Below are 23,586 nucleotides of genomic sequence, written 5' to 3' on the forward strand. Positions count from 1 at the left end.
CGGAGTCAGAAGACGTATTCGTCGTCGTGTCCCATCATTCCGTCGTCTTCGAATCCCGGTTCCTCTTCGTCCTGTGGGCCGCTCGTCTTGTACGCCTTGATCCCAGTCGAAAGCAGATCTTCGACCGCTTCCTCCCGGTTGACGAACTCGCCGCGTTCGACCATCTGGGCGATCTGCATCTCGAGATGTTCCGGAATCGTGAGCTCGACTTTCGGCATCTGATTCGGGTTTCGGTGGAGGGGTATTTAAGCCTGACGGGGATCCAACCGTGCTGTGAACGACCGCCAGCGTGGCGACTGACCTCGGGTAGTACCGTCCGTCGCAATCGTCTCGGTCGTCGGCTACAGACGGACGCTCGGACGCCACAAGAGTCCCGGACGAATCAATTCTGCCGTTCTCGATCGACGTGCCAGCGGCCACTGTGATCGACCCCTCGAACGACGCGGAACGGAAGGACACGGAACGGGATCAGCGTGCAGGATCGAACCTGTCCGAAGCTTACGAACTGCCCATCATCGAGTCTAACGTCTCTTTGAGCGAACGTCCAGGCGACGTGAGCATCGAGAGTGTCTGTTCCATCTGGTGCTGCTTGAAATAGCTCGCGAACGCCAGGATGGTCGGCGGCCAGAGGCCGACGAACAATCCGCGTTGTTTGTCCCCCTTGAGGAAGAAGTAGTACCACGACAGGCCCACCGACGCCGCTGCGGCCATCACGGCCGGACCCATCGATGTGTCGCCTACCCCGCCTGCGGGCTTTTCGGTCGACTGGTCAGGCATCAATTGTTTCGTTGCCATGCGTTTCGGCCGGACGGCGACGCGGCACTTGGTTATCCCCAACGTATCGATTCGACTCCGCGGAACGCTCCGTTTTTCCGACCGTTTCATCCCGTTTCACGCGGCCCACAAATCGGTGTGCGGGAAGGGGACAATGGGTCATTGAAGCTGTCGATTCGGGTCACACCGGTGCCAGCGAGTGGTGAAATGAAAGGGAAATCGTAATTTGCCGACCGTCCTCAGCAGACGGCGACCGAACGAGCCCCACCTCCCCGTCTCGCGCCGGCATCACGCCTCCTCAGTCGACGATCTCCACGCCAATTCACGTTTCGTGGCGCTCAGTATCCGTTCGCTCCCCACCGGGTGGGAAACCACCAGACATACGTCCGTACCGCCCGTCCGACCGGTATGGAAGACGTCACGGACCTCCACCGTGAGTTCGACGGGGACCGATTACCACCCGGACAACGGAAAACGACCGCCTTTCCGGTCCTCTCGAAGGGAGAGACGCCAGCCGTCTCGCGCGAGGAATGGTCGCTGTCGATTTCGGGTGCCGTAGACGACCCACAGACGCTCTCCTGGGAGGAGTTCCAAGAGCTTCCGACGGCCACCCAGCGTCAGGACTTTCACTGCGTCACGGGGTGGAGCAAGTTCGACTGTACGTTCACCGGCATTTCGTTTCCCACGCTCGCCGAGTACGCCGGCGTGACCGACGACGCCGTCCACGTCCTGTTCTCGGCGAGTGATGGCTACACAACCGACCTACCACTCGAAACGTGCATGCGCGAAGAAGTACTGCTCACATGGGAGTTCGACGGTGAGCCCCTCCCGCCGGATCACGGGGGCCCAGTCCGCGTCGTCACCCCACATCGCTACGCGTACAAGGGAGCGAAATGGGTGGACGGTATCGAGTTCCTGACCGAGCCGGCGCTGGGATTCTGGGAGAAACGTGGTTACTCCGAGACAGCAAATCCGTGGAACGAGGAGCGATATAGTTAGGCTGAAGGGCGTGCCCGCCCGAATCTGGCCCAATGGAGAACGCCCCCGGTGGGCAGCCGTCACCGACGACCGAGTCACCAGCACTCGTGAGTCGATGTCGTCAACTGGCCGACGTCTCGGCCCGACCGATCCTCGAAGCGCCGTCGAGGCGGCGACTGAGTTGGACCGCACCGACCGGTCCCGAAATCGTCGGCTGTGGCGCCGCAGCGTCACTCACCGCGACCGGACCATCCCGAATCGACGACGTTCGCGAGCAGGCCGAGATGGAGTTCGCGCAACTCGACTACGACGGACCGACGATCGGTCGGCCGCGCGCATTCGGCGGGTTCTCGTTTCACGACGAGGACACCACCACCGCAGCACCGCACGGAGCAGAACCGTCCGACACCCCGTGGGACGGGTTCGGCGATGCCCGATTCGTCGTTCCGCGCGTGCAAGTCGTCAGAACGGACGAGAAAACGTGGCTCACAGTCACCAGGTCCGACGATACCTCAGCTGCACTCGATCGATGGCAATCGCGACTCGAATCGGCGCCGCCGGTCGTCTCACGTCCCGAGCCACCACGTCTCGAGTCCCAGCAACGCTCGACGACACCCGACGAGTGGCGTCACCAGGTGCGACGGGCGGTCGAGGCGATCGACACGACGGAACTGCAGAAGATCGTCTTGGCCCAATCACTGACCGCGACGCTCGACGGAGCCCTTGCACTCCCGACCATGCTCACGCGACTGCGGCGGCGCTACCCGGCCTGTTATCGGTTCGCGATCGACGGCACCGACGGCTCGACCTTCTTCGGTGCGACACCCGAACGCCTCATCTCGAAAGACGGAACGACGTTCGAAACGGAGGCGCTGGCAGGGTCCGTCCCCAGAGGAGAGACACCGGACGAAGAGTCGAGTCACGCTGACGACCTCCGGCAGAGCGAGAAGCTCGACGCCGAACACGCGTTCGTGGTCGATGCCATCCGCACGAACCTCACAGATCTCGTCGAATCGATCGCAATCCGTCCACAGACGATCAAACGGCTGGCGACGATTCAGCACCTGCAGACCCCGATGCACGGGCAAATCGGTGCGAATACACACGTCCTCGACATCGTTCGGGCACTCCACCCCACGCCAGCCGTCGGCGGCGTCCCGCAAACGCAGGCGTGTGAGACGATTCGATCGATCGAACCGATCGACCGGGGCTGGTACGCCGCACCGATCGGCTGGTTCGACGAACACGGCGACGGTGAGTTCGCGGTCGGTATCCGATCGGGCGTGATCTCCGGAGAGAGGGTGACGCTCTTCGCGGGCAACGGAATCGTCGCCGGAAGTGACGCCGACGAGGAAGCCGCCGAGATCGACCTCAAGTTCCGGTCGATCCTCGACGAACTGCACTGACGACAGGAGGATACGTGACACACCAAAACCGAGCGACACTCTGGGGACGGACGATCGTGGACGAACTCGCAGCCGGCGGCCTGGACGCCGTCTGTCTCGCCCCGGGGAGTCGATCGACACCACTGACCGCCGCGTTCGATGCACATCCCGACGTGACGGTGTACTCGCACATCGACGAACGGGCTGCGGCCTTCTTCGCCCTCGGCCGAAGTCGTCGTACAGGAAGCCCCACGGCGCTCGTCTGTACCTCCGGGACGGCAGCGGCAAACTTTCACCCCGCCGTCATCGAGGCCGATCACGGCCGCGTCCCGCTCGTCGTCCTGACGGCCGATCGACCCGCAGAGCTCGCCGCGAGCGGGGCAAACCAGACGATCGATCAGACGGGCCTCTACAGTGATAGCGTCCGATGGTTTGCCGATTTGCCAGAACCGGCACCCGAAGACCGTCGACTCAGGAGCGTCCGAACCACCGTCGCGAGAGCGCTCTCGACGTCGACCGGGACCCCGCCAGGACCGGTCCACCTAAACTGCTCGTTTGCCAAGCCGCTCGATCCGGATCCGAACGCGGAACCGATCGACGACGAGCGACTCGAATCACTGCTCGCACAGTCGCGAGACGGGCCCTACGTCCGAACGACGAACGGGACACAAACAGCCGATAGAGGGACGATCGACTCGATCGCTACGGCACTCGAAGCGGCAGAGCGACCGCTGCTCGTCGCCGGCCCCGCGGACCCGACTGTCGTCGACGATAGCACCGACTGGCAGGAAACCCTCGTCGACATCGCCGAGGCGATCCAGGCGCCACTCCTCGCCGATCCGCTGTCGGACGTCCGATTCGGTTCGGCGGCCACGTCTGCCACGGTCTGTGGCGGCTACGACGCCTACGTCGAGGAGCTACCCGCTCCGGACTGTGTCCTCCGAATCGGCGACGCCCCCACGTCCAAGACGCTCCGACACACCCTTCGGGACGCGTCGTGTCGACAGTTCTTGGTCGACCCAGCCGGGTCGTGGCGTGAAGCGACGTTCACGGCCACCGACCTCGTCGAGACCGACCCCCGCCATCTGATAGACGGTCTCGCCGATCGGCTCGTCGAAACGGACCGGGGGAACGACCGAACACAAAACCAGCCCAGGGACGAACGTGACGCATGGCTCGAGACGTTCGTCCACGCCGAGCAGGTCGTCGACGAGCAGATCGCTGCGGCGACCGAAACGCTCGAAAGCGACCCGGTCGAGGGGAGCGTCCTCCGGACAGTCCTCGAACGGACGCCCGACCCCGCGACGGTCTTCGTCTCGAACTCGATGCCGATCCGGGACGCCGACCTCTTCGGGCGGCCACGCGATGCAGACCTCACCGTCCTCGCGAACAGGGGAGCGAGCGGCATCGACGGGATCGTCAGCTCCGCACTCGGCGCTGGCCGGGCCACGAGCGACCCGCTCACACTGGTCACCGGCGATCTCGCGCTCTATCACGACAGTAATGGGCTCCTCGCGCTCTCCCGGTGTGACGTCGAGGCGACGATCGTCGTCGTCCACAACGACGGGGGTGGCATCTTCCACAACCTCCCGATCGAAGCCCACGACCCGCCGTTTACCGCACAGTTCAAGACGCCCCACGGGCTCGACTTCTCGGCGCTGGCACAGCTGTACGACTTCGAATACGACGAAACCAGCGCAGCCGGCTTCGAATCGACGTACAGAGCAGCACGCGAATCGGACGGCACGCACCTCGTCGCGGTACACGTCGATGCCGAATCGAGTCACCGGCGACGCGAGGACCTCGTCGAACGGATCGCCCAGGATTGTCGAACGTAGCGATCAATTGGTGGAGACGCCGACTGCATTCTCGAGTTACTGTCTCAGCACCCACCAGACCGCTGTGGCGTACCCGAACGGGATCCAGAAGCCCGCCTGTGCGACGAGCGCGATCGGAGCAAACGGGGAGATCGCTCCCGTGAGACCGAACCAGGCAGAGACGAGGAGCCCCCAGCCACCGAACGTGACGAGGGCGATCCGCGGCACGGTGAGGAGATAGCCCACCAGCACGAGCGTACAGCACGCGACCAGGAGATTGACCAGCCACGAGAAGGCTGGCGTCACCGACGCGTAGACCAGAAATGGATAGATCGAGGCGATGCCACCGCCCACGACGAGAGTCGTCCCATCGATCGGCCCGAGCGACCGGTCGACGGCGATGTCGTCGTCCCACTGCGAGACGACGTAGTCCGACGATGACGCGGATCGATTCGTGACCGATCGGTCTCCTGTGGCCTCATCGCGAGCAGATCGACGCGCCGACCTCGCCTGACTGTCGCTGTGAGTACGGTTCGACGTTGTCGCTTCCGCTTCGCCGGCTGACGCGGTATCGCCGACAAATGATGTGTCGCCGCCTGACCGAACGTCACCCGCCGGATTTCCGCCGCCGACCGACGTCGAATCGGTGCCGGTTCGATCGAACGGCCAGTCCGTCGTCTGGCGGCTCGTTCTGGCGCGTTGTCGGCGGGCACGCTGTCTGGCGTGATGGCTCGGACCCGACCGATCGGTGTCGTCGGTCGTCCCCGTCGAGTATCGATCCCACCACTCCTCGTCGGGCCAATGTCCGTTCCCAGTCGCTCCGGACGGGTCGGCGTTCGTGGCGGTGTCGCCCTGGGTGGAGTCACCGTGGTTGGAGTCGGGGTGGGACCCGGCTGCGTTCGTCGGATCTGCCGTTGCTCTCCCGAGATCGGCTGCCCCAGTGTACGCAGCGTGCCCGAGTCGATCGTATCGAGCCCGTTCCGTCTCGTCGGTGAGCACGTCGGCAGCGGTCGTCACCGTGGTAAACTCGGCGGTCGCGTCCGGGTCGTCGTTGTGATCGGGATGGGTCTCGAGGACACGTTCGCGATACGCGCGCTCGATCGCGTTCGTCGAGGCGTCTGAGGCGACGCCCAGTACGTCGTAGTACGACTGACCCATTCTCCATCGACTCGTCGGGCCGTCGTAAAAAATCGATCGACGCCGGCGGCAATCGACACGTGGTCACTCCAGCGGGGTGCTCCCCGTGTCGGGAAGCTATTTGGGGTCGACCACGAAGGATTCGACAATGGTGTCCGATCTGTTCGACGAATCGCAATGGGAGTCGGTATCGGGGTTCGATTTCGAGGATATTACCTACCATCGAGCGATCGAGTCCGGAACGGTGCGGATCGCGTTCGATCGGCCGGCGGTCAGAAACGCGTTCCGTCCTCGGACGGTCGACGAGCTCTCGGACGCGCTCCGCCACGCGAAGCGCCAGACTGACGTGGGGTGTGTCCTGCTGACCGGCAACGGGCCGTCACCCAAGGACGGAGAGTGGGCGTTTTGCTCGGGTGGCGATCAGACGATCCGCGGTGACTCGGGGTACGAGTACGACGGCACCGAAGACCGGGCCTCTGAGGGCGGTCGACTCCACATCCTCGAAGTACAGCGCCAGATCCGTCACTTGCCGAAGGTCGTGGTCTGCGTCGTTCCGGGCTGGGCCGTCGGCGGGGGCCACTCCCTGCACGTCGTCTGTGACCTCACACTCGCCTCGCAGGAACACGCCCGATTCCTCCAGACGGATCCCGACGTCGCGAGCTACGACGCCGGCTTCGGTTCGGCGTACCTCGCACGGCAGATCGGCCAGAAGAAGGCCCGCGAGGTCTTCTTCCTCGGAAAGACGTACTCGGCCGACGAGGCGGCGGAGATGGGCATGGTGAACGAGGTCGTCTCCCACGACGAGCTCGAGGAGACGGCGCTCTCGTGGGGCGAACGGATCAACGCGAAGAGCCCGACCGCGATGCGGATGCTCAAGTACGGCTTCAACATGGCCGACGACGGCTTCGTCGGTCAGCAGGTCTTCGCCGGCGAGGCGACCCGCCTCGGCTACATGACCGACGAGGCTAAGGAAGGCCGCGACGCGTTTGTCGAAGGACGCGAGCCCGAGTTCGAGGAGTATCCGTGGCACTACTGAGGGACGCAGCCCGACGGACGGCAATTCGCCGTGTTCGGGCGAAACCACACTCGACCGCAATGCCAACGTTGACACTCTCGCGGGACGACAGTAGTGACCAATGACGACGGCCGAGTCGAACGTCTCTCCGACGAGCGCGTGGCTGATGGCTGCCCGCCCGCAGACGCTTCCGGCAGCGATCGCCCCGGTGCTCGTCGGAACGGCACTGGCGGTACACGATCACGTCTTCGCCCCGCTCCCGGCAGCCCTGGCGCTCATCGGAGCGGCGCTCATCCAGATCGGGACCAACTTCGCCAACGACTACTACGACGCGAAACACGGCGCGGACACGGACGACCGCGAGGGCTTTACGCGCGTGACCCAATCGGGGCTCATCGCCGCCAGCCAGGTGAAAACGGCGGCGATCGTCACCTTCGGCCTCGCGATCGTCTCGGGGACGTACCTCGTCTCCGTCGGCGGCCTTCCGATCCTCGTGATCGGGCTCTCCGGCGTGGCGTTCGGCTGGGCGTATACCGGGGGGCCGTACCCGCTCGGCTATCACGGCCTCGGTGACCTCTTCGTCTTCGTCTACTTCGGGCTGGTCGCCGTCGGCGGCACGTACTACGTGCAGGCCGCCGACACGCTCGTCGAGGGCGTTCCGCTGTCCGTACCACCCGAGGCGATCACCGCACTCGCACTGCTCGCCGGGATCCCGATCGGCGCGCTCGCGACGGCGATCCTCGTCGTGAACAACCTCCGAGACATCGACACCGACCGGGAAACCGGGAAGCGAACACTCGCCGTCCGGTACGGTCGCCAGTTCAGCAAGTACCAGTGGGCGGCCCTCGTCGGTCTCGCGTACCTGATCCCGGTCTGGCTCTGGGTCGGCACCGACCTCTCCACGTTCGTCCTCGTGCCGGTACTAACGATGCCACACGCGATGCTGGTCGGACGGCTCGTCTGGCGGGAAGTCGACCTCAACTTCGCGCTCGAACGGACGGGAATGTTGCTCACACTGTACGCAGTCACCTTCGCCGGAGGGTTGATCCTCGCGTGAAACTCGACGTGCGGTATCGGGCGTTCAGCTGTCAGCTCACGCGGCCGCTCCGGACCGCTAACGGAGCCATCGAGGAGCGCAGCGGCTTTCTCATCAGGATCTCCGATGGGACGGACACCGGCTACGGTGAAGCAACTCCGCTCGCTGGCTGGACGGAATCGATCGACGCGTGCCGGGCGTCACTGGACGACGCCGTCGACGCCGCCTCGAACGGCCAGTCAGCCGTGCTCGACGCCGTCGACGACACGGCCGCCGCGCGCCACGGGGTCTCACTCGCACTCGGGGACTTAGCCGCGACGCGTGATGCGAACCCGCTGTATCGTGACCTCGGCGCACTCGAACGCGTTCCGAGGATTCCCGTCAACGCGACGATCGGCGACGGCTCGCCCTCGGAGACGGTCGAGGCCGTCGAACGCGCGATCGGCGACGGGTTCAGTTGCTGTAAACTCAAGGTCGGTCGCGACGAAGTCGGCGAGGATATAGACCGCATTCGTCGTGCCCGGGACGCAGTGGGTCCCGACGTAGACCTGCGCGTGGACGCGAACGGCGCCTGGACGTTCGACGAGGCCGAACGCGCACTCGACGAACTCGACGACCTCGGCGTCTCGATCCTCGAACAACCACTCCCGGCGGGTGCGCTGTCCGGACTCGCCGAGTTACGGGGCAACGGTGTCGCCATCGCCGTCGACGAGGGCTTGCTCGAACACGGCGTCGACGCCATCGAATCCGCCCAGGCGGCCGATGTCTACGTCCTCAAACCGATGGCGCTCGGCGGCGTCGACGTCGCCCGGCGCGTCGCCGCCTGGGTGGCTGAATCCGATCGGTCGGCGATCGTCACCACGACGATCGACGCCGTGGTCGCTCGAACCGCAGCCGTGCACCTCGCGGCGGCGATTCCCAACGTCCTGGCGTCGGGCGTCGCAACCGGCGACCGGCTCGCGGACGATCTCGCGCGCGATCCCGTCTTCATCGACGGTGGCACCGCTGTCATCCCACAAACGAAGGGATTAGGCATCGAAAACGTCTGGACCGAACCGTGACACCGACGAGCTGGCCGACGACGGATCTCTGTGCGAAACGAGCCGCCACGACACCGGATCGAATGGCACTCGTCGACGGCGAAAGCGGTCGCCAATGGACCTACCGCGAACTCGACGCTGCCGTCGCATCGACCGCACGGAGCCTCGACCTCGAACCAGGGGCGGTCGTCGCGACGATTCTCCCGACCGGCCCCCAGTTCGTCGTCACGACCTTCGCCCTCGCACGCCTCGGGGCAACGGGCGTGCTCCTCTCGCCGGACGAGTCCGTCGCCGAACTCAGGACGAAAACTGATCAGACGTCCCTCGACTGCGTCGTCGGAGCCGCCGAGACCGAATCGGTGGCAGAAACACTCGCCACCTCGTCCGACGTCGACCACGTCACGATCGGCCCGATCGGAGACAGCGAGTCGAGCAACCACCAGTCGACCGACGTGGGTGAACGAGATCAGGCGAATCCGGACCGACGAATCGATCCGGCGCCGCTCACTCCCGACCATACCCAGATCGTCGTCTTCACGTCCGGGACCACCGGGACCCCCAAGGGCGTCAGGGTGACCGTCGCGAACCTTCGCGCGAGCGCGATGGCCTCCGGATTTCGACTAGGCGTCGATCCATCCGATCGGTGGCTCGTTCCCCTCCCGCAACATCACATGGGCGGGTTCGCCCCGATTATCCGCTCGGCGCTGTACGGGACGACGGTCGTCACGACGCAACAGACGGGTCCGGCCGATATCGCCCGTCACGTCGAGACCCACCGCTGTACGGGCCTCTCGGTCGTCCCGACGATGGTTCGCTCCCTGCTGGAGTGGGGGTGGGAACCGCCGGCCCACCTCAGGTTCGTTCTCGTCGGTGGCGCACCCACACCACCCGAACTGGTGACCGAAGCGCTGGACGCCGGCGTTCCACTCCATCCGAGCTATGGGGCGAGCGAAGCCGCCTCGCAGATCGCTACGGCGACACCGAGCCAGGCCAGCCGTGCGCCAGGGTCCGTCGGTAATCCCCTGTTCGAGACGGACGTTCGAATCGTCGATCACGAGGGAACCCCCGTCGACCGCGGCGAATCCGGTGAAGTCGTCGTAGCAGGACCGACGGTTTCACCGGGCTATCTCGATCCTGACCAGACGACCTCGTCGTTCACGGACGGGCGCTTTCGAACCGGCGACCTCGGGTACAGAGACGACGCCGGCCGTCTCCGGATCACTGGTCGACAAAGCGATCGGATCATCACCGGCGCCGAGACAGTCGATCCCGCGGAAGTCGCCCGCGTACTCCGATCACACGAGGACATCGCAGATGCGGCCGTCGTGGGGGTGCCGGACAAGCAGTGGGGCGAACGCGTCGCAGCAGCGCTCGTTCTCGAACCAGGAATCGACGACTTCGAGCGACAGGCGTTCGAGGCATTCTGTGCGAATCGACTGGCCACACACAAGCGACCACGGACCATCGCCGTCGTCGAACAGCTGCCACGGACGGATTCGGGTACGGTCGAGCGGAATCAACTGACAGAGCGACTGGGCGACGAGTGACCTCTCTACCGGCCGCCACCACGCTGAACTGACAACGCGATCAGAACAGTACACAAAACAGCGCGATTGTACGCAGGAAAACCAACTTCATTAGCCGCCGAACGTGAACTCTCAGTTCTCTGACTGGAGATCCTGAAACGCGCCGACGAAGTCGTCGTGTGATTGCATTCCCGAGACGCTCTCGTCGACCTCAGCGCGCAACTCGTCGACACGGTCGACCAGTTCCTGGTACTCCTCGTTCGTCTCGAGTTCGCGCTCTGCCTTCTCGGATTCGAGCAACGCTTTCTTCGAGACCAGCGCGTAGTACTCCTGGATGTCAGATTCGTACGCAGAACGGCTGAGGACGGAGTCGATCATCTCGAACAGTTCGTCCTTCGAGACCGGTTTGACGAGATAGTCGTCGAATCCCATCTCGATGATGTCGAAGTCCGGATCGACTGCGGTCACCATGACGACGCGACAATCGTAGCCGGCATCGCGAATCTCGCTCAACACCTCGTCTCCCGAGAGTCCCGGCATCCGTCGATCCAGCAACACGATCTCGACCGAGTCACTCATCTTCGAGAGGGCTTGCTCGCCGTCGTAGGCGGTCTCGACGGCGTACTCCGTGCCGATCCACGCCGCAAAGAGATCCGCGAGTCTCGCTTCGTCGTCGACGACGAGAACGTCGGGTTCGTCGTCACTCATCCGTCGACCCCTCCCGTTCCATCACCATCGGTACTGCCACAGTGGACGAATGGTATCACTCCATGATAAATCTCGCGACCAGTTGTAGACATTCCGACATTGAATTTGGCGCAGATCGACCTGGGGGTGGCAACAAGGAGACAGGTAATCCGATTGTCCGGTCCAGGCGCAACCGTGACCGGTGTGGAACGGTACACGGTGAGAGTCCACCAACCCAACTCAAATAGTAATCGAAACAGCACCAGCAATTCGATGGCTGTGACCAGCCAGGCGCGACGTTATTCGCCCTCGAAATCGGGATCGCGATCCGACTGGAACGCAGACAGGCCTTCCCACAGGTCGTCAGTGGTGAACAGGTGGCCGAACGAACTCGACTCAACCTCGAGGCCAGCGTCGACGCCATCGCGGCCAGCGAGCATCGCGCGCTTGGTGAACTTCATCGCGATCGGTGGGCCGGCAGCGAGATCACGCGCCAGTTCCCAGGCCCGGTCTTCGAACTCCTCGGTCGGGACGACCTCGTTGACGAAGTCGTAGTCGGCCATCGTCTCGGGGTCGTAGTCGTTGCGTGCCGTGAAAATGATCTCCTTGGCGCGACCTTCCCCGACGATTCGCGGCAGGCGCTGGGTGCCGCCCCAGCCGGGAAGCAGTCCGAGATTGTGTTCGGGCTGGCCGAACTGAGATCGCTCGCTGGCGATCCGCATGTCGGCACAGGCGGACAGTTCCATCCCACCGCCCAGACAGTACCCGTCGATCGCCGCGAGCACGGGAACGGGAATTTCTTCGAGTCGACCGAAGACACGCTGGCCCAGGCGGGACAGTTCGGCCGCTTCGATACCGGTGCCCGCCGCTGCCGTGGAAGCGTCGAACCCGGCCGAGAACGCTCGATCGCCGTCGCCGGTGAGCAAGACGGCACGAACTGCGTCATCGTCGACGAGCTGGTCGATCGCGACGTCGATCTCTTCGATCATGTCGGTCGTGATCGTGTTCATCCGGTGGGCCCGGTCGATCTGGATGTGGCCGACGTTACCGTCGACCTCGACGGCGATCGCGTCGAACGAGACGGTATCCTTCCCACCCTCATCGCCGCCCGCGTAGAACTGACCGTCCTCGGCAGCCTCGGCGAACGCGTCGGATGGCTCGTGACGAGCCGCACCGGTCTCGTCGTACGTCGATTCGAGTGCTTCGAACAGGTCGGCGAGACCGCGGTCGTCCGCCAGTTTCGCTGGGCCATCGGGGAAGCCGGCGCCGAGTTGCATCGCGCGGTCGATAGCGTCCGGACCGGCCACGTCGTCGTCGATCAACTGGGCAACTTCGTCCGCCATCACGGCCAGCAGACGATCCTCGATCCACGCGGCACCGGCGTCGGTCGGAATCTCGACGCCCTCACCGTCCTCGTAGTCGTAGACACCCTTGCCGGACTTCTTGCCCAGTTCACCGGCTTCGACCTTCTCCTCGGTCATCGGGCACGGCTTGTAGGCCTCGCCCAGCGTCTCGTGCATGTACTCCTGGACGTGGAGGCCCACGTCGAGGCCGACCTGATCCGTGAGTTCGAACAGCCCCATCGGAAGGCCCATGTCGTAGCTCGCCGTGGAGTCGACCTCCGCGACGGTCGCCTCTTCCTCGTAGACCATCCACGCTGCCTCGTTCATCAGGGGAACGAGCACACGGTTGACGATGAACCCGGGCGAATCCTTGTGGACGCGGACTGGCGTCTTCCCGAAGTCCTCGGCCAGGCCACCGATCGCGTCGAGCGTCTCGTCGGACGAGTGCGCCCCCGAAATGACCTCGACCAGTTGCATACGGACCGGCGGGTTGAAGAAGTGCATCCCACAGAACTGTTCGGGACGGTCGGTCACCTCGGACAGTTCCGTAATCGAGAGGCTCGAGGTGTTTGTCGCGAAGATGGTTCGGTCAGGGGCGTGCTCCTCGACCTCGCCGTAAACGTCCTTCTTGATGTCCATCTTCTCCGGGACGGCCTCGATGACGACATCCGCGTCACCGACTGCCGCTCCCACGTCGACGAGCGGCGTGATCCGATCGAGCGCCTCGTCGGCGTCAGCCTCCGAGATCTGCTCCCGATCGGCGAGCTTACCCAGCGACCACTCGATCTGCTCGTAACCGTTCTGGACGAACTCCTCTTTGATGTCGCGCAGGCACACGTCGTACCCCGCGAGGGCCGCGACCTCCGCGATGCCGTGGCCCATGTTTCCCGCACCGAGAACTGCGACGGTGTTGATCTCTTCCAGATCCATGCCCGACTATGCGACGTGATCCCGTTTCAACGTTTCCCTCGCTCCCCGAGGAAACCAATATTCAGTTTACTTCGGGTTACAAAACTCTTTACGGGTGTGGAGGCATGTCACAGGTATGGACTTCGAACTCACCGACGAGCAGAAGCAGCTTCGCGAAGAGGTTCGACGCTTCGCGGAAAACGAGATCGCCCCCATCGCCGAGGAGTACGACGTCGAGGAGAAGTACCCCCACGAGATCATCGACAAGGCCGCCGACATGGGCCTGCTCGGGCCGCACATCCCGATCGAGTACGGCGGCGCCGGCTACGGCTCGCTCGAAGTCGCCATGATCGTCGAGGAACTGTTCGCCGTCGACGCCGGCATCGGCCTCTCGATCATCTCCACCTCGTTCGGCTGCGAGTCGATCATGCACTTCGGGACGGACGAACAGAAGGAACGATTCCTCGAACCCGTCGCGGCTGGCGAGGCGATCACCGGTGCCGCAATCTCAGAACCCGACACCGGATCGGACGTCTCTTCCGTCTCCACACAGGCGGAGAAAGACGGTGACGAGTGGGTGATCAACGGCAACAAGATGTGGATCACCAACGGCTCCATCGGTGACTTCTTCGTCGTCCTCTGTGAAACCAACCCAGACGCCGAGGGCCGCTACAACGGCTTCTCGCAGATCGTCGTCGAATCCGACCGCGACGGCTTCGAGGCCGACAAGATCACCGGCAAGCTGGGCATCCGCGCCTCCGACACCGCCGAACTCATCTTCGACGACGTCCGCGTCCCCGAGGAGAACCTGATCGGCACGCAGGACGCCGCCTTCATGCAGCAGATGCAGTTCTTCGACGAGACCCGAACCGCCGTCGCCGCGCAGGGTGTCGGGATCGCCAAAGGCGCACTCCGGGCCTCCCTCGAGTACGCACAGGATCGCGAGCAGTTCGGCCGGCCAATCTCGGACTTCCAGGCCATCCAGCACAAGATCGCCGACATGGCCACCGAGGCCGAGGCCGCCCGGAACCTCACGTACAAGGCCGCCTGGAAGGTCGACCAGGGCGAAGACATCACCAAACTGGCCTCCATGGCCAAGGAGTTCGCCTCCCGCATCGCCGTGGACGCCGCCAACGAAGCCGTCCAGATCCACGGCGGCGCCGGCTACGTCAACGACTTCCCCGTCGAACGCTTCTACCGCGACGCCAAGATCACCCAGATCTACGAAGGAACCACCGAAATCCAGAAGAACGTCATCGCCCGCGAACTGCTCGGCAAGGGCGCGTTCTAAGAACCAACCTTTTGCGCTGCGGGCCGGCTTCGCCGGCCCTCGGCAAAACGTTGATGAAAAGCACTCCTCCTTCCCCTACAGCGTCGCTACGCGACGCTTCCGGGTCAGTCGTCGGCCCGCTCGCAGACAGAGTCTGCTCGCGGTACAACGTACTTATTGTAAGCCAGCCTTTCCTCGTTGAGCGAAAGCGTCGCTTTCGCGATGCTCGGAAGCGCTTTCGCTTCCGTCGGGTAGCGCGCCCTCACTCCCGTTCGGTCGCGATCCCGGCCACCGGGATTGCTTACGAGTCGCTATCAGCGTCCGTATCGGTGCCGTCGCTGTCAGAATCAGTGTCAGTGCCGTCGCTATCAGAATCCGAATCACTCCCATCACTATCCGAGTCTGAATCTCCGTCGTCGCTGTCCGAATCCGAATCGCCGTCGCGGGCCGAGGCACGAGCGGGTGGGTTCGATCGGGTCGTTGCGGTGCCGCGTTCGGCCGACTGCGGATCCGATCGCCGAGCACGGCTCGCGGAGCGTTCGTCGGGTTCGAGGTCCCGCTCGGCCGACGTGGACCAGCCGATCGAAAAGAGAACGATCGGTGGAACGACGTACGACGCGATGGCCAGAAGCGCGAACAGGGAGTCCACGAAGACCAGGATCCCAAACATCGCGAGAACTGCGACCGAGAGGGCGTGGATCGGTGTCTCCACGTACCGCCGATAAAACTGCCAGAACTCCCGAAGGGTTCCGCTACCGGTGCTCGTAGTCACACCCAGTGTACGCTCCGAGGACTGAATTCGTTTCGGGTCCGCCGGATACGGAGGTCGACTCGGGTGGTCATCCCACGATGGGTGGATAGTCGGTCAATCGTCGCTCGGAACGGGTCCCGACTGGCCTGCGTGGTCGCCGATCCAGGACCCCTTGTCGAAGTCGATCGCATCGTTCCACGAGGCGACGAGGGTCGTCACCGCGAGATCGCCGCTAACGTTCGTCATCGTCCGAAGTCTGTCGAGAAGCGGATCGACACCGGCGACGAACGCGACGACGGCGAGTGGGAGGCCGAGCTGGGTCAACACCATCGTGAGCATGATGAGGCCGGCTCCCGGAACGCCGGCAGCGCCGATACTTGCCAACACGGCGATGGCGACGACGGTTACCTGTTCGCCGAGGGTCAAGGAGACGCCAGCTAGATTCGCCGCGAAGATCGCTGCGACGCCCTGGTAGAGGGCCGTCCCGTCCATGTTGATCGTCGCCCCGAGCGGAAGCGAAAAGCCGTACACGCTCTCGTCGATGTGAAAGTTCTCGTCCGCGTTTGACATCGTAACCGGAAGCGTCCCGCTACTCGACCGGATGCTCAACGCCGTGATCAGTGCTTCCTTCGCACCGGTGAGAAAGGCGACGGGCGATTCCCCAACCAGCACCAGAATAATCACACCGAGGTGAACGAGCAGTACGTGAAGGGCCACAGCGAGCGCCAGCGTGCCGATGAGCACGGCAAACGTCGTGACGGCGGCCACGCCAGCCTCCGCGAAGACCGCGGCCATCAGGGCAAAAACACCGATCACACCGTACTCCATGACACCCCAGACGATCTTGAACATGGCTTCGGCACCCGCCTCGGCAACGTCGAAGATCGTTTCGATCCCTGCCTGGACTCGGTCGTCGTCGGTGGTGTCTGCGACCATCGCCAGCGCCAGGCCGAAGACGATGACGAAGAAGATCGTCGGAAGGATCTCGGCGTTCGCCATCGACCCGATCGGGTTCTCCGGAACGATTCCCAGGAACACCTCCTCTAACGGCGGTGGTGATTGGGTGGTGGATTCGCCCGTCGAGAGTTCCAACCCCGTCCCAGGACTGATCGCATTCGCCAGCGTGAGCCCGATGAACACGGCGGCGGCTGACGTGAGTAGATACAGACCGACGACTTGCCCGCCGATCCGACCGAGTTTGGACGGTGTGAGTCCCCTGATCCCCATCAGGAGGGTGAACACGATGATCGGGAGGACGATCATACTCAGGAGTCTCACGAAGAGATCGCCGAGCGGTTGGAGTCGTGTCGCCGGCGCGCCGACCACGAGACCGACGATCGAACCGAGGACGAACGCAGCCCCAATTCGGTACACGATGGGAATCGACCGATACCGTGACCACGTAGCGACCAGGGAGCGTGACATGGAGTGCTCGGTCCAGCGCATTTCGCGAAGTGTGTTATAGTTCAGCACATTCTTCGTATACTGAGAATGTCCTGTCAGCAGCCGAAATCAACGGCGAGCGGTGCCACACGACTAACGAATCACTTGCCGACGAGTCCGACCGAAAGGTACGTACCCCACAGGCCCGTTCGACTGGCAACCAGAATGTTCACCGACGAGGCCCACGACGTGCTGCGAAACGATCCCGTGATGGCGGAGCTCGTCGAGACCTACGACCCGTACACGGAAACGGAGTGGGACGAGTTCGAGCGTCTCTGCGTCTCGATCATCAACCAGCAGCTCTCGACCGCGAGTGCGAACGCGATTCGCGAACGGGTGTATGGGGTCCTCGGCGACGAGATAACGCCGGATCGCGTGCTCTCGACCGCGGACCAGCCGCTGTTGGACGCCGGCCTCTCCGGGACGAAAGTCGAGTACCTTCGCAACGCCGCCCGCGCGTTCGACGAGAACGATCTCACCCGATCGGGACTGGCCGACCACTCGAACGACGAAGTCGTCGACACACTGACGGAGATCAAGGGAATCGGCGAGTGGACGGCGGAGATGTACCTCCTGTTCGTCCTCGAACGACCGGACGTCCTTCCCCTCGGGGATCTCGCGATACGGAACGGAATCCAGCAGTTGTACGGCGACGGTGAGAAGATGACGCGCGCGGAGATGCGGACCGTCGCGGACCCCTGGCGCCCGTATCGATCCGTCGGAACGCGTTACATCTGGGCCGCGTACGAAGACGCCGACTGAGGTGGCCCGCAGTCGGCCAGCGGAGAACAGGGAGTCGTCCCACCCCGCGGGAACGCGGGTGAGGTTTTACAGTACCCGAACGCATTCGTCCGGACGATGGGACGGTTCACAGGGCTCTTCGGGCCCGAACGAGTTGGTATCGTTGGCGCCACGGACCGCGATGGATCGATCGGCCGCGCGCTCGTGACGAACCTGGACGAACACTTCGACGGCGAGATCGTCCCGATCAACCCCGGCCGGGACACGGTGCTCGGCTACGACTGTTATCCGGACGTCGCGAGCGCACCGTCGATAGACCTCGGCGTGGTCGTCGTCCCACCGCCGGCCGTCCTCGACGCGGTCCGGGACCTCGGCGAAGCGGGGACCCGCAACGTCGTGGTCATCACGGCCGGTTTCGGCGAGAGCGGAAGTGAAGGAGCGAAACGCGAACGAGAGCTGCGTGCGGTCGCCGAGGAGTACGACATCGACCTCGTCGGGCCGAACAGCCTGGGCGTCATGTCGACGCCCGCAGGCCTCAACGCCACGTTCGGGCCCGACATCGCCCGGGAAGGCTCGATCTCCTTTATGAGCCAGTCAGGGGCGTTCATCACGGCCGTCCTCGACTGGGCGAACGAGGAGGGCATCTCGTTCCGCCACGTCGTCTCCGTCGGGAACAAGGCGGTTCTCGACGAGGTTGACTTCCTCCGCGCGTGGGACGAAGACGAGGGCACCGACGTCATCGTCGGCTACCTCGAAGGGATCGAAGACGGCCAGGCATTCGTGCAGGCGGCCCGCGAGGTTACGTCGGAGACGCCGGTCGTCCTCGTGAAATCGGGCCGAACGGACGCTGGCGCACAGGCCGCCTCCTCGCACACGGGCGCCATCGCCGGCAGTGAGGAGGCCTACGAGGCCGGCCTCGATCAGGCGGGCGTGATCCGCGCGTCGACGGTCGAGGAACTGTTCGACTACGCCCGCGGCCTCTCGGGTCTCTCGACGCTCGAGTCCGAGGGTGTCGCGATCGTCACGAACGCCGGTGGGCCTGGCGTCCTGGCGACGGACGCCGTCGGCGACTCCTCGCTCGAACTGGCGTCATTCGAAGACGACACCATCGAGGAACTCACAGATTCGATGCCCGAGGAGGCAGCCGTCTACAACCCGATCGACGTGATCGGAGACGCGGACGTCGACCGGTTCCGAACGGCGCTCGAACAGGCACTGGCCGACCCGAACGTCGGGAGCGCGATCGTCGTCTCGGCCCCCACGGCAGTGCTTCCGTACGAAGCGCTCGCAGAGATGGTTCTCGACGTGCGCGAATCGTACGAGACGCCGATCGTGACCTGTCTGATGGGCGGATCGCGAGTCGATACGGCCGAGGCGATTCTGCGTGACGCCGGTGTGCCGAACTACTTCGACCCCTCACGGGCGGTGGCCGGTCTCGACGCACTGGCTCAACACGACGAGATCACCGGCCGTGCGGCGGACGACCCGACAGCATACGACGTCGACAGGGAGCGCGCCCGATCGATCCTCGAACGCGCTGCGGAGCGGACGGACAACCGGCTCGGCGTCGAATCGATGGCCCTGCTCGACGCGTACGGCATTCCGACGCCGACGTCGGAGATCGTCGACGACCCGATCCGGGCCCACGACGTCGCCGAAGACATCGACGGCGACGTGGTGATGAAGATCGTGAGCCCCGACATCTCACACAAGTCGGACATCGGCGGCGTGGCCGTCGGCGTCGCAGTCGACGAAGTCGAAGACACCTACGAGGACCTCGTCGCCCGCGCGCGAAACTACCAGCCGAACGCGTCGATCCTCGGCGTGCAGGTCCAGGAGATGGTGGATCTCGACACTGCGACGGAGACCATCGTCGGGATGAACCGCGATCCGCAGTTTGGCCCGCTGTTGCTGTTCGGTCTGGGCGGCATCTTCGTCGAGATCCTGGAGGACACGTCGATCCGCGTCGCCCCCATCGGGGAGACGGAAGCCCGGAGCATGGTCGACGAGATCACGGCGGCACCGCTGTTGCGCGGTGCTCGCGGTCGGGAACCAGCGGATATCGACGCCATCGTCGAGACGCTGGGACGGCTCTCGCAACTGGTCACCGACTTCCCCGCACTGGTAGAACTGGACGTCAACCCGCTCGTCGCCGGCCCGGACGGCGTGCAAGCGATCGACCTCAGGGCAACCGTCGACACGGAGGAACTATGACAGACACCGACACGATAGACGAGCGAACGACGAGCGACGACGCGACGGACCGATCGAACGAAACGCGACACGACGAAGCGATGGACGGCCCGGACGACACACGACCCGACGACGCGACGGCGCGACAGACCGACGCACGACCGGACGGTGGAGCGGAGACGCTGCTGATCGCCTCACTGGAGGAGAGTACCGGCAAGACGGCGATCACGCTGGCGCTGGCCCAGCTCGCCTCGGACAACGGCGAGCGCGTGGGGTACATGAAGCCGAAGGGGACCCGACTGCAGAGCAACGTCGGGAAGACGCTCGACGCGGACCCCCTGCTGGCGAAGGAACTGCTCGGCATCGACGCGGACGTGTCGACGCTCGAACCCATCGTCTACTCACCGACGTTCGTCGAGCAGGTCATCCGGGGTCGCGAAACGCCCGAAACCCTCCGCAAGCGCGTCCGCGAGGCGTTCGACGAACTCGCCAGCGAGACGAACCGGATGTTCGTCGAGGGGGCCGGCGAGTATACTGTTGGGGAAATCATCGACCTCACGGACGCCGACGTCGCTGATCTGCTCGACGCTCGCGTCGTGCTCGTGGCTCCGTACGAACATCCCGGCGACGTCGACGACGTGCTCGCAGCCAGCCGCGCGTTCGGCGACCGGCTGGCTGGCGTGATCTTCAACGACGTCGCGGACGCGGCGTACGACGACCTCGAGACCGACGTGGTTCCGTTCCTCGAAGGGCGCGGCGTTCCGGTCTACGGGATCGTCCCGCGAGTGCAGGAACTCTCCGGGGTGACGGTCGCAGATCTGGCCGACGAACTCGGCGCATCCGTCCTCGTCGAGGAGGGGACCGATCGATACGTCGAGCGCTTTTCCGTCGCGGCGATGGGGGCGGATAGCGCACTCAGATACTTCAGGCGAACCAGAGACGCTGCCGTCATCACCGGCGGTGACCGGGCGGACGTTCAGGCCGCGGCACTCGAGGCGTCCGGCATCCGGTGTCTCATCCTGACCGGCGGGCACCACCCATCCGGGCGCATCCTCGGCACGGCGACCGAACGGTCGGTGCCCATCCTGTCGGTACAGTCGGACACGTTGACCACGGTCGAGCGCACGGAGTCGATCGTACGGGGCGGACGCACACAGGACGAGGCCACCGTCCGGCGAATGCACGAACTGCTCACCGATCACGCCGCCGTGGCGGAGCTCTTCGGATCCGAGTGAGCCACCCCGGTGACGGCGCTCGGTGAAGCGACGAGCATACCGTAATCAGTCGTCCGTCGAGACCTCTTTTCGGCCGGATACCGACTCCGGAACGAGTCGATAGTGCTGGAACGTAATTTCCCGCCGCGGCCGGTCGAAGACGTCGACGATCGGGATTTCGATCGCCCACATACCCTGGATGGCGTCCGAGGTGTACGGCAGCTCGGAGACGTCCGCCAACCGACCGGTCGCGACGACGCTTCGCCACCCGCTGTCGGACTGCCCGTGGACGACGAACGAAACGGGTTCTTCGACGAGCCCGACCTCGCGTCTCTCGGCGGGTGACGAGAGGTTGAAGTAGAACGTCCGGTCGGTCGCGTTGTACCCGTAGGAGACCGGAATCGAAGCGGGCGGTTCGTCGTCCGGCGTCGCGAAGGAGATGACGCCCGTCCCCCCGCGCCCGAGGAACTCGTCCATCTCTTCGTCGTTCATCTGGACCCATCGCAGCCCTTGCATGTCACAATCCACCACCCACAGAGAGAAAATACCGGGTCCACCGATATGCCCAGGTACCTAGACGGAATCGGTAGTATCTCCCCGACATCTGCACGACAGGATCGAAAGGGCCGGGACGGCGACGAGCGCGGTCATCTCGGCAGGCCGAGCGGGCCCTGACTGTGATGGATGGTGTCAGTGGTGAACCGCCGCACCCGTCGACACCCGGTCTCGTTCGCTCGCCACGTATCGCGCGAGGTCGAGCAGCTGGTGGGAGAACCCGTACTCGTTGTCGTACCAGACGAGCACCTTGACCATGTCGTCGGCGACCACCATCAGTGACTCCAGATCGACGTACGAGGGGATGGGCAAGCCGACGACGTCGGAGGAGACGATCTCGTCGTCGGTGTAACCGAGGACGCCCGAGAGCGGACCGCGTTCCGCCGCTTCCCGGATCGCGTCCCGCACGTCGTCGGCGGTGACGTCGGTCTCCAGGTTGAGTGTGAGATCGGAGATGGAGCCGTCCGGAATCGGAACGCGCATCGCCCGCCCGTCGAACTTCCCCTCGAGTTCGGGAAGGATCTCCGTCGTGGCGATGGCGGCACCGGTGGTCGTCGGGACGATGTTCTCCGCCGCGGCGCGCCCGCGCCGGCGCTTGGCCATCGGGCCGTCGACCAGCCCCTGGCTGCCCGTGTAGGCGTGGACGGTGAGGAGGAGTCCCGAGTCGATGCCGAAGGCGTCGTCGAGCACCTTCATCACCGGCGCGACGGAGTTCGTCGTGCACGACGCGTTGGAGATCACCGCCTCGCCGTCGTAGGTCTCGTGGTTGACGCCGTAGACGAACGCCGGGACCGGCGTCTCGCCTTTCGGCGGTGCCGAGATGAGAACCCGATCGGCACCCGCTTCGAGGTGGCGGGCGGCGTCCTCGTACGTCCGGAACAGCCCAGTGGCTTCGAGAACGAGGGAGACGCCGAGATCGTCCCACGGCAACGCGTCGGGCTGGGGCTCGGAGAGCAGTCGGACCTCCCGCCCGTCGACGACGAGACGATCGCCGGTTCGGGCTACACCCTCCGTGCGTCCGTGGACGGTATCGTACTGGAAGAGGTACGCCATATCGTCGTCGTCCATCACGTCGTTGACCGCGACCACGTCGAGATCGTCGTGCTCGAGCGAGGCGCGGAGCACGCTTCGACCGATGCGCCCGAAGCCGTTGATGCCGATTCGAAGCGGTTCGCCGGACTCTCCGTGACTGTCGTTCGTACTGGCGCCCATGCTCGGTCGGACATCGCCACCGAGTAAGATTGTTGGCCCTAAAACCGCCTAATCGGAGACATTCAGACTCGAAATACCGTTTACTGTACCAACAGCACGATAGGCCTCACTGAAGTGATGGTGCCAGTCATTTCGCACACCGTGTCACCGATCGCGGAAGAACGGATCGATACCCGGGACGAGTCCGATCGAGGCCGAACCGGAGTGAGTTCAACACGAACGCGTCGAAACGGATAACAGTAGCTGGCCGACAATCCACCGTTACCAGCGATGTGGCCCAAAATTACTCACGATTTGGCCCACATTTACCCGCGCACTGGTCTTCACCGGACGGCCGCGCGCCACTGGTGATTTAATACACAGAAGGTGGGCAGCGATAGGACATGAGCCGCTCCGGCGTGGCGCGAACGATCGACCACGACGAATTCGATCCGATCGGGACGCTAGCCCTGGTCGTCCTGTACTTCGTGGTCCTCACGGTGATGTGGCTGTTCACCTACTTCGTCGAGTTCCTCGGACACGGACCCACGGTCGTCGGATTGCTCCCACTCGGCTAACCG

21 protein-coding genes are annotated in these 23,586 nt (G+C 64.4%); 12 read left to right on the top strand and 9 right to left on the bottom strand.

Annotated features, from left to right (window positions below):
• Positions 1-5 precede the first annotated feature (5 nt).
• Both C479_RS01880 and C479_RS01885 read right to left on the bottom strand, forming a co-directional pair.
• A complete protein-coding gene (locus C479_RS01880; RefSeq protein WP_007697004.1) occupies positions 6-218 on the bottom strand; it encodes a DUF7120 family protein in 213 nt (70 codons plus the stop codon).
• Positions 219-498: 280 nt separating this feature from the next.
• The gene (locus tag C479_RS01885; RefSeq protein WP_049907041.1) at positions 499-795 is read right to left on the bottom strand and encodes a hypothetical protein; all 297 of its coding nucleotides are present in this window, start codon (positions 793-795) and stop codon (positions 499-501) included.
• 387 nt (positions 796-1,182) lie between these two features.
• Here C479_RS01885 and C479_RS01890 point away from each other — a divergent pair, with 387 nt between their 5' ends.
• The 3 genes from C479_RS01890 to menD are packed head-to-tail and all read left to right on the top strand — an operon-like array spanning position 1,183 to position 4,975.
• Complete coding sequence (locus C479_RS01890) at positions 1,183-1,773, top strand: sulfite oxidase-like oxidoreductase (RefSeq protein WP_007697009.1); 591 nt, start codon at positions 1,183-1,185, stop codon at positions 1,771-1,773.
• A gap of 32 nt (positions 1,774-1,805) precedes the next feature.
• The gene (locus tag C479_RS01895; RefSeq protein ID WP_007697012.1) at positions 1,806-3,158 is read left to right on the top strand and encodes an isochorismate synthase; all 1,353 of its coding nucleotides are present in this window, start codon (positions 1,806-1,808) and stop codon (positions 3,156-3,158) included.
• Positions 3,159-3,172: 14 nt separating this feature from the next.
• Positions 3,173-4,975 carry a 2-succinyl-5-enolpyruvyl-6-hydroxy-3-cyclohexene-1-carboxylic-acid synthase gene (menD, locus tag C479_RS01900; RefSeq protein ID WP_007697013.1) on the top strand — a complete coding sequence of 601 codons (1,803 nt, stop codon included), beginning with the start codon at positions 3,173-3,175 and terminating at the stop codon, positions 4,973-4,975.
• Positions 4,976-5,011: 36 nt separating this feature from the next.
• Here menD and C479_RS01905 read toward each other — a convergent pair whose 3' ends face one another.
• On the bottom strand, positions 5,012-6,112 hold the full coding sequence (locus C479_RS01905) for a J domain-containing protein (protein ID WP_007697014.1): 1,101 nt from the start codon (positions 6,110-6,112) through the stop codon (positions 5,012-5,014).
• A gap of 127 nt (positions 6,113-6,239) precedes the next feature.
• Here C479_RS01905 and C479_RS01910 point away from each other — a divergent pair, with 127 nt between their 5' ends.
• From C479_RS01910 to C479_RS01925, 4 genes are all read left to right on the top strand, one after another.
• On the top strand, positions 6,240-7,127 hold the full coding sequence (locus C479_RS01910) for a 1,4-dihydroxy-2-naphthoyl-CoA synthase (RefSeq protein ID WP_007697015.1): 888 nt from the start codon (positions 6,240-6,242) through the stop codon (positions 7,125-7,127).
• A 100-nt stretch (positions 7,128-7,227) separates the two neighbouring features.
• Entirely contained in the window at positions 7,228-8,163 is a 936-nt protein-coding gene (locus C479_RS01915; RefSeq protein WP_007697016.1) for a 1,4-dihydroxy-2-naphthoate polyprenyltransferase, read from the top strand.
• Positions 8,160-9,203 (top strand): mandelate racemase/muconate lactonizing enzyme family protein, encoded by a 1,044-nt coding sequence (locus C479_RS01920; protein ID WP_007697017.1) that lies wholly within the window; start codon positions 8,160-8,162, stop codon positions 9,201-9,203. The genes C479_RS01915 and C479_RS01920 overlap by 4 nt, the downstream gene beginning before the upstream one ends.
• A complete protein-coding gene (locus C479_RS01925; protein ID WP_007697018.1) occupies positions 9,200-10,729 on the top strand; it encodes a class I adenylate-forming enzyme family protein in 1,530 nt (509 codons plus the stop codon). The genes C479_RS01920 and C479_RS01925 overlap by 4 nt, the downstream gene beginning before the upstream one ends.
• Positions 10,730-10,840: 111 nt before the next feature.
• On the opposite strand, the gene C479_RS01930 is transcribed toward C479_RS01925, so the two are convergent.
• The gene (locus C479_RS01930; RefSeq protein ID WP_007697019.1) at positions 10,841-11,416 is read right to left on the bottom strand and encodes a response regulator transcription factor; all 576 of its coding nucleotides are present in this window, start codon (positions 11,414-11,416) and stop codon (positions 10,841-10,843) included.
• A gap of 278 nt (positions 11,417-11,694) precedes the next feature.
• Complete coding sequence (locus C479_RS01935; protein ID WP_007697021.1) at positions 11,695-13,668, bottom strand: 3-hydroxyacyl-CoA dehydrogenase/enoyl-CoA hydratase family protein; 1,974 nt, start codon at positions 13,666-13,668, stop codon at positions 11,695-11,697.
• 115 nt (positions 13,669-13,783) lie between these two features.
• Between C479_RS01935 and C479_RS01940 the strand changes: the two genes are divergently transcribed.
• A complete protein-coding gene (locus C479_RS01940; protein ID WP_007697023.1) occupies positions 13,784-14,938 on the top strand; it encodes an acyl-CoA dehydrogenase family protein in 1,155 nt (384 codons plus the stop codon).
• Between the two features lie 280 nt (positions 14,939-15,218).
• Here C479_RS01940 and C479_RS01945 read toward each other — a convergent pair whose 3' ends face one another.
• Both C479_RS01945 and C479_RS01950 read right to left on the bottom strand, forming a co-directional pair.
• Complete coding sequence (locus C479_RS01945) at positions 15,219-15,689, bottom strand: hypothetical protein (protein WP_152415778.1); 471 nt, start codon at positions 15,687-15,689, stop codon at positions 15,219-15,221.
• Positions 15,690-15,782: 93 nt separating this feature from the next.
• Positions 15,783-17,093: a dicarboxylate/amino acid:cation symporter gene (locus C479_RS01950; protein ID WP_007697029.1), complete on the bottom strand. Its 1,311-nt coding sequence runs from the start codon at positions 17,091-17,093 to the stop codon at positions 15,783-15,785.
• 183 nt (positions 17,094-17,276) lie between these two features.
• Between C479_RS01950 and C479_RS01955 the strand changes: the two genes are divergently transcribed.
• The 3 genes from C479_RS01955 (at position 17,277) to C479_RS01965 (ending at position 21,280) form a co-directional block, all read left to right on the top strand.
• The gene (locus C479_RS01955; protein WP_007697033.1) at positions 17,277-17,873 is read left to right on the top strand and encodes a DNA-3-methyladenine glycosylase family protein; all 597 of its coding nucleotides are present in this window, start codon (positions 17,277-17,279) and stop codon (positions 17,871-17,873) included.
• A 96-nt stretch (positions 17,874-17,969) separates the two neighbouring features.
• A complete protein-coding gene (locus tag C479_RS01960; protein ID WP_007697037.1) occupies positions 17,970-20,066 on the top strand; it encodes an acetate--CoA ligase family protein in 2,097 nt (698 codons plus the stop codon).
• Positions 20,063-21,280 carry a phosphotransacetylase family protein gene (locus C479_RS01965; protein WP_007697040.1) on the top strand — a complete coding sequence of 406 codons (1,218 nt, stop codon included), beginning with the start codon at positions 20,063-20,065 and terminating at the stop codon, positions 21,278-21,280. Before C479_RS01960 ends, C479_RS01965 begins: the two co-directional genes overlap by 4 nt.
• A gap of 45 nt (positions 21,281-21,325) precedes the next feature.
• Here the strand turns inward: C479_RS01965 and C479_RS01970 are convergent, their stop codons facing one another.
• Both C479_RS01970 and gap read right to left on the bottom strand, forming a co-directional pair.
• The gene (locus C479_RS01970) at positions 21,326-21,775 is read right to left on the bottom strand and encodes a pyridoxamine 5'-phosphate oxidase family protein (protein WP_049907011.1); all 450 of its coding nucleotides are present in this window, start codon (positions 21,773-21,775) and stop codon (positions 21,326-21,328) included.
• A 174-nt stretch (positions 21,776-21,949) separates the two neighbouring features.
• Positions 21,950-23,026 (bottom strand): type I glyceraldehyde-3-phosphate dehydrogenase, encoded by a 1,077-nt coding sequence (gene gap, locus C479_RS01975; RefSeq protein WP_007697047.1) that lies wholly within the window; start codon positions 23,024-23,026, stop codon positions 21,950-21,952.
• 383 nt (positions 23,027-23,409) lie between these two features.
• On the opposite strand from gap, the gene C479_RS01980 reads away from it, so the two are divergent.
• A complete protein-coding gene (locus C479_RS01980; RefSeq protein ID WP_007697050.1) occupies positions 23,410-23,583 on the top strand; it encodes a hypothetical protein in 174 nt (57 codons plus the stop codon).
• The last annotated feature ends 3 nt before the right edge of the window (positions 23,584-23,586 follow it).

The organism is Halovivax asiaticus JCM 14624 (genome assembly GCF_000337515.1).
Classification (GTDB): Archaea; Halobacteriota; Halobacteria; order Halobacteriales; family Natrialbaceae; genus Halovivax; species Halovivax asiaticus.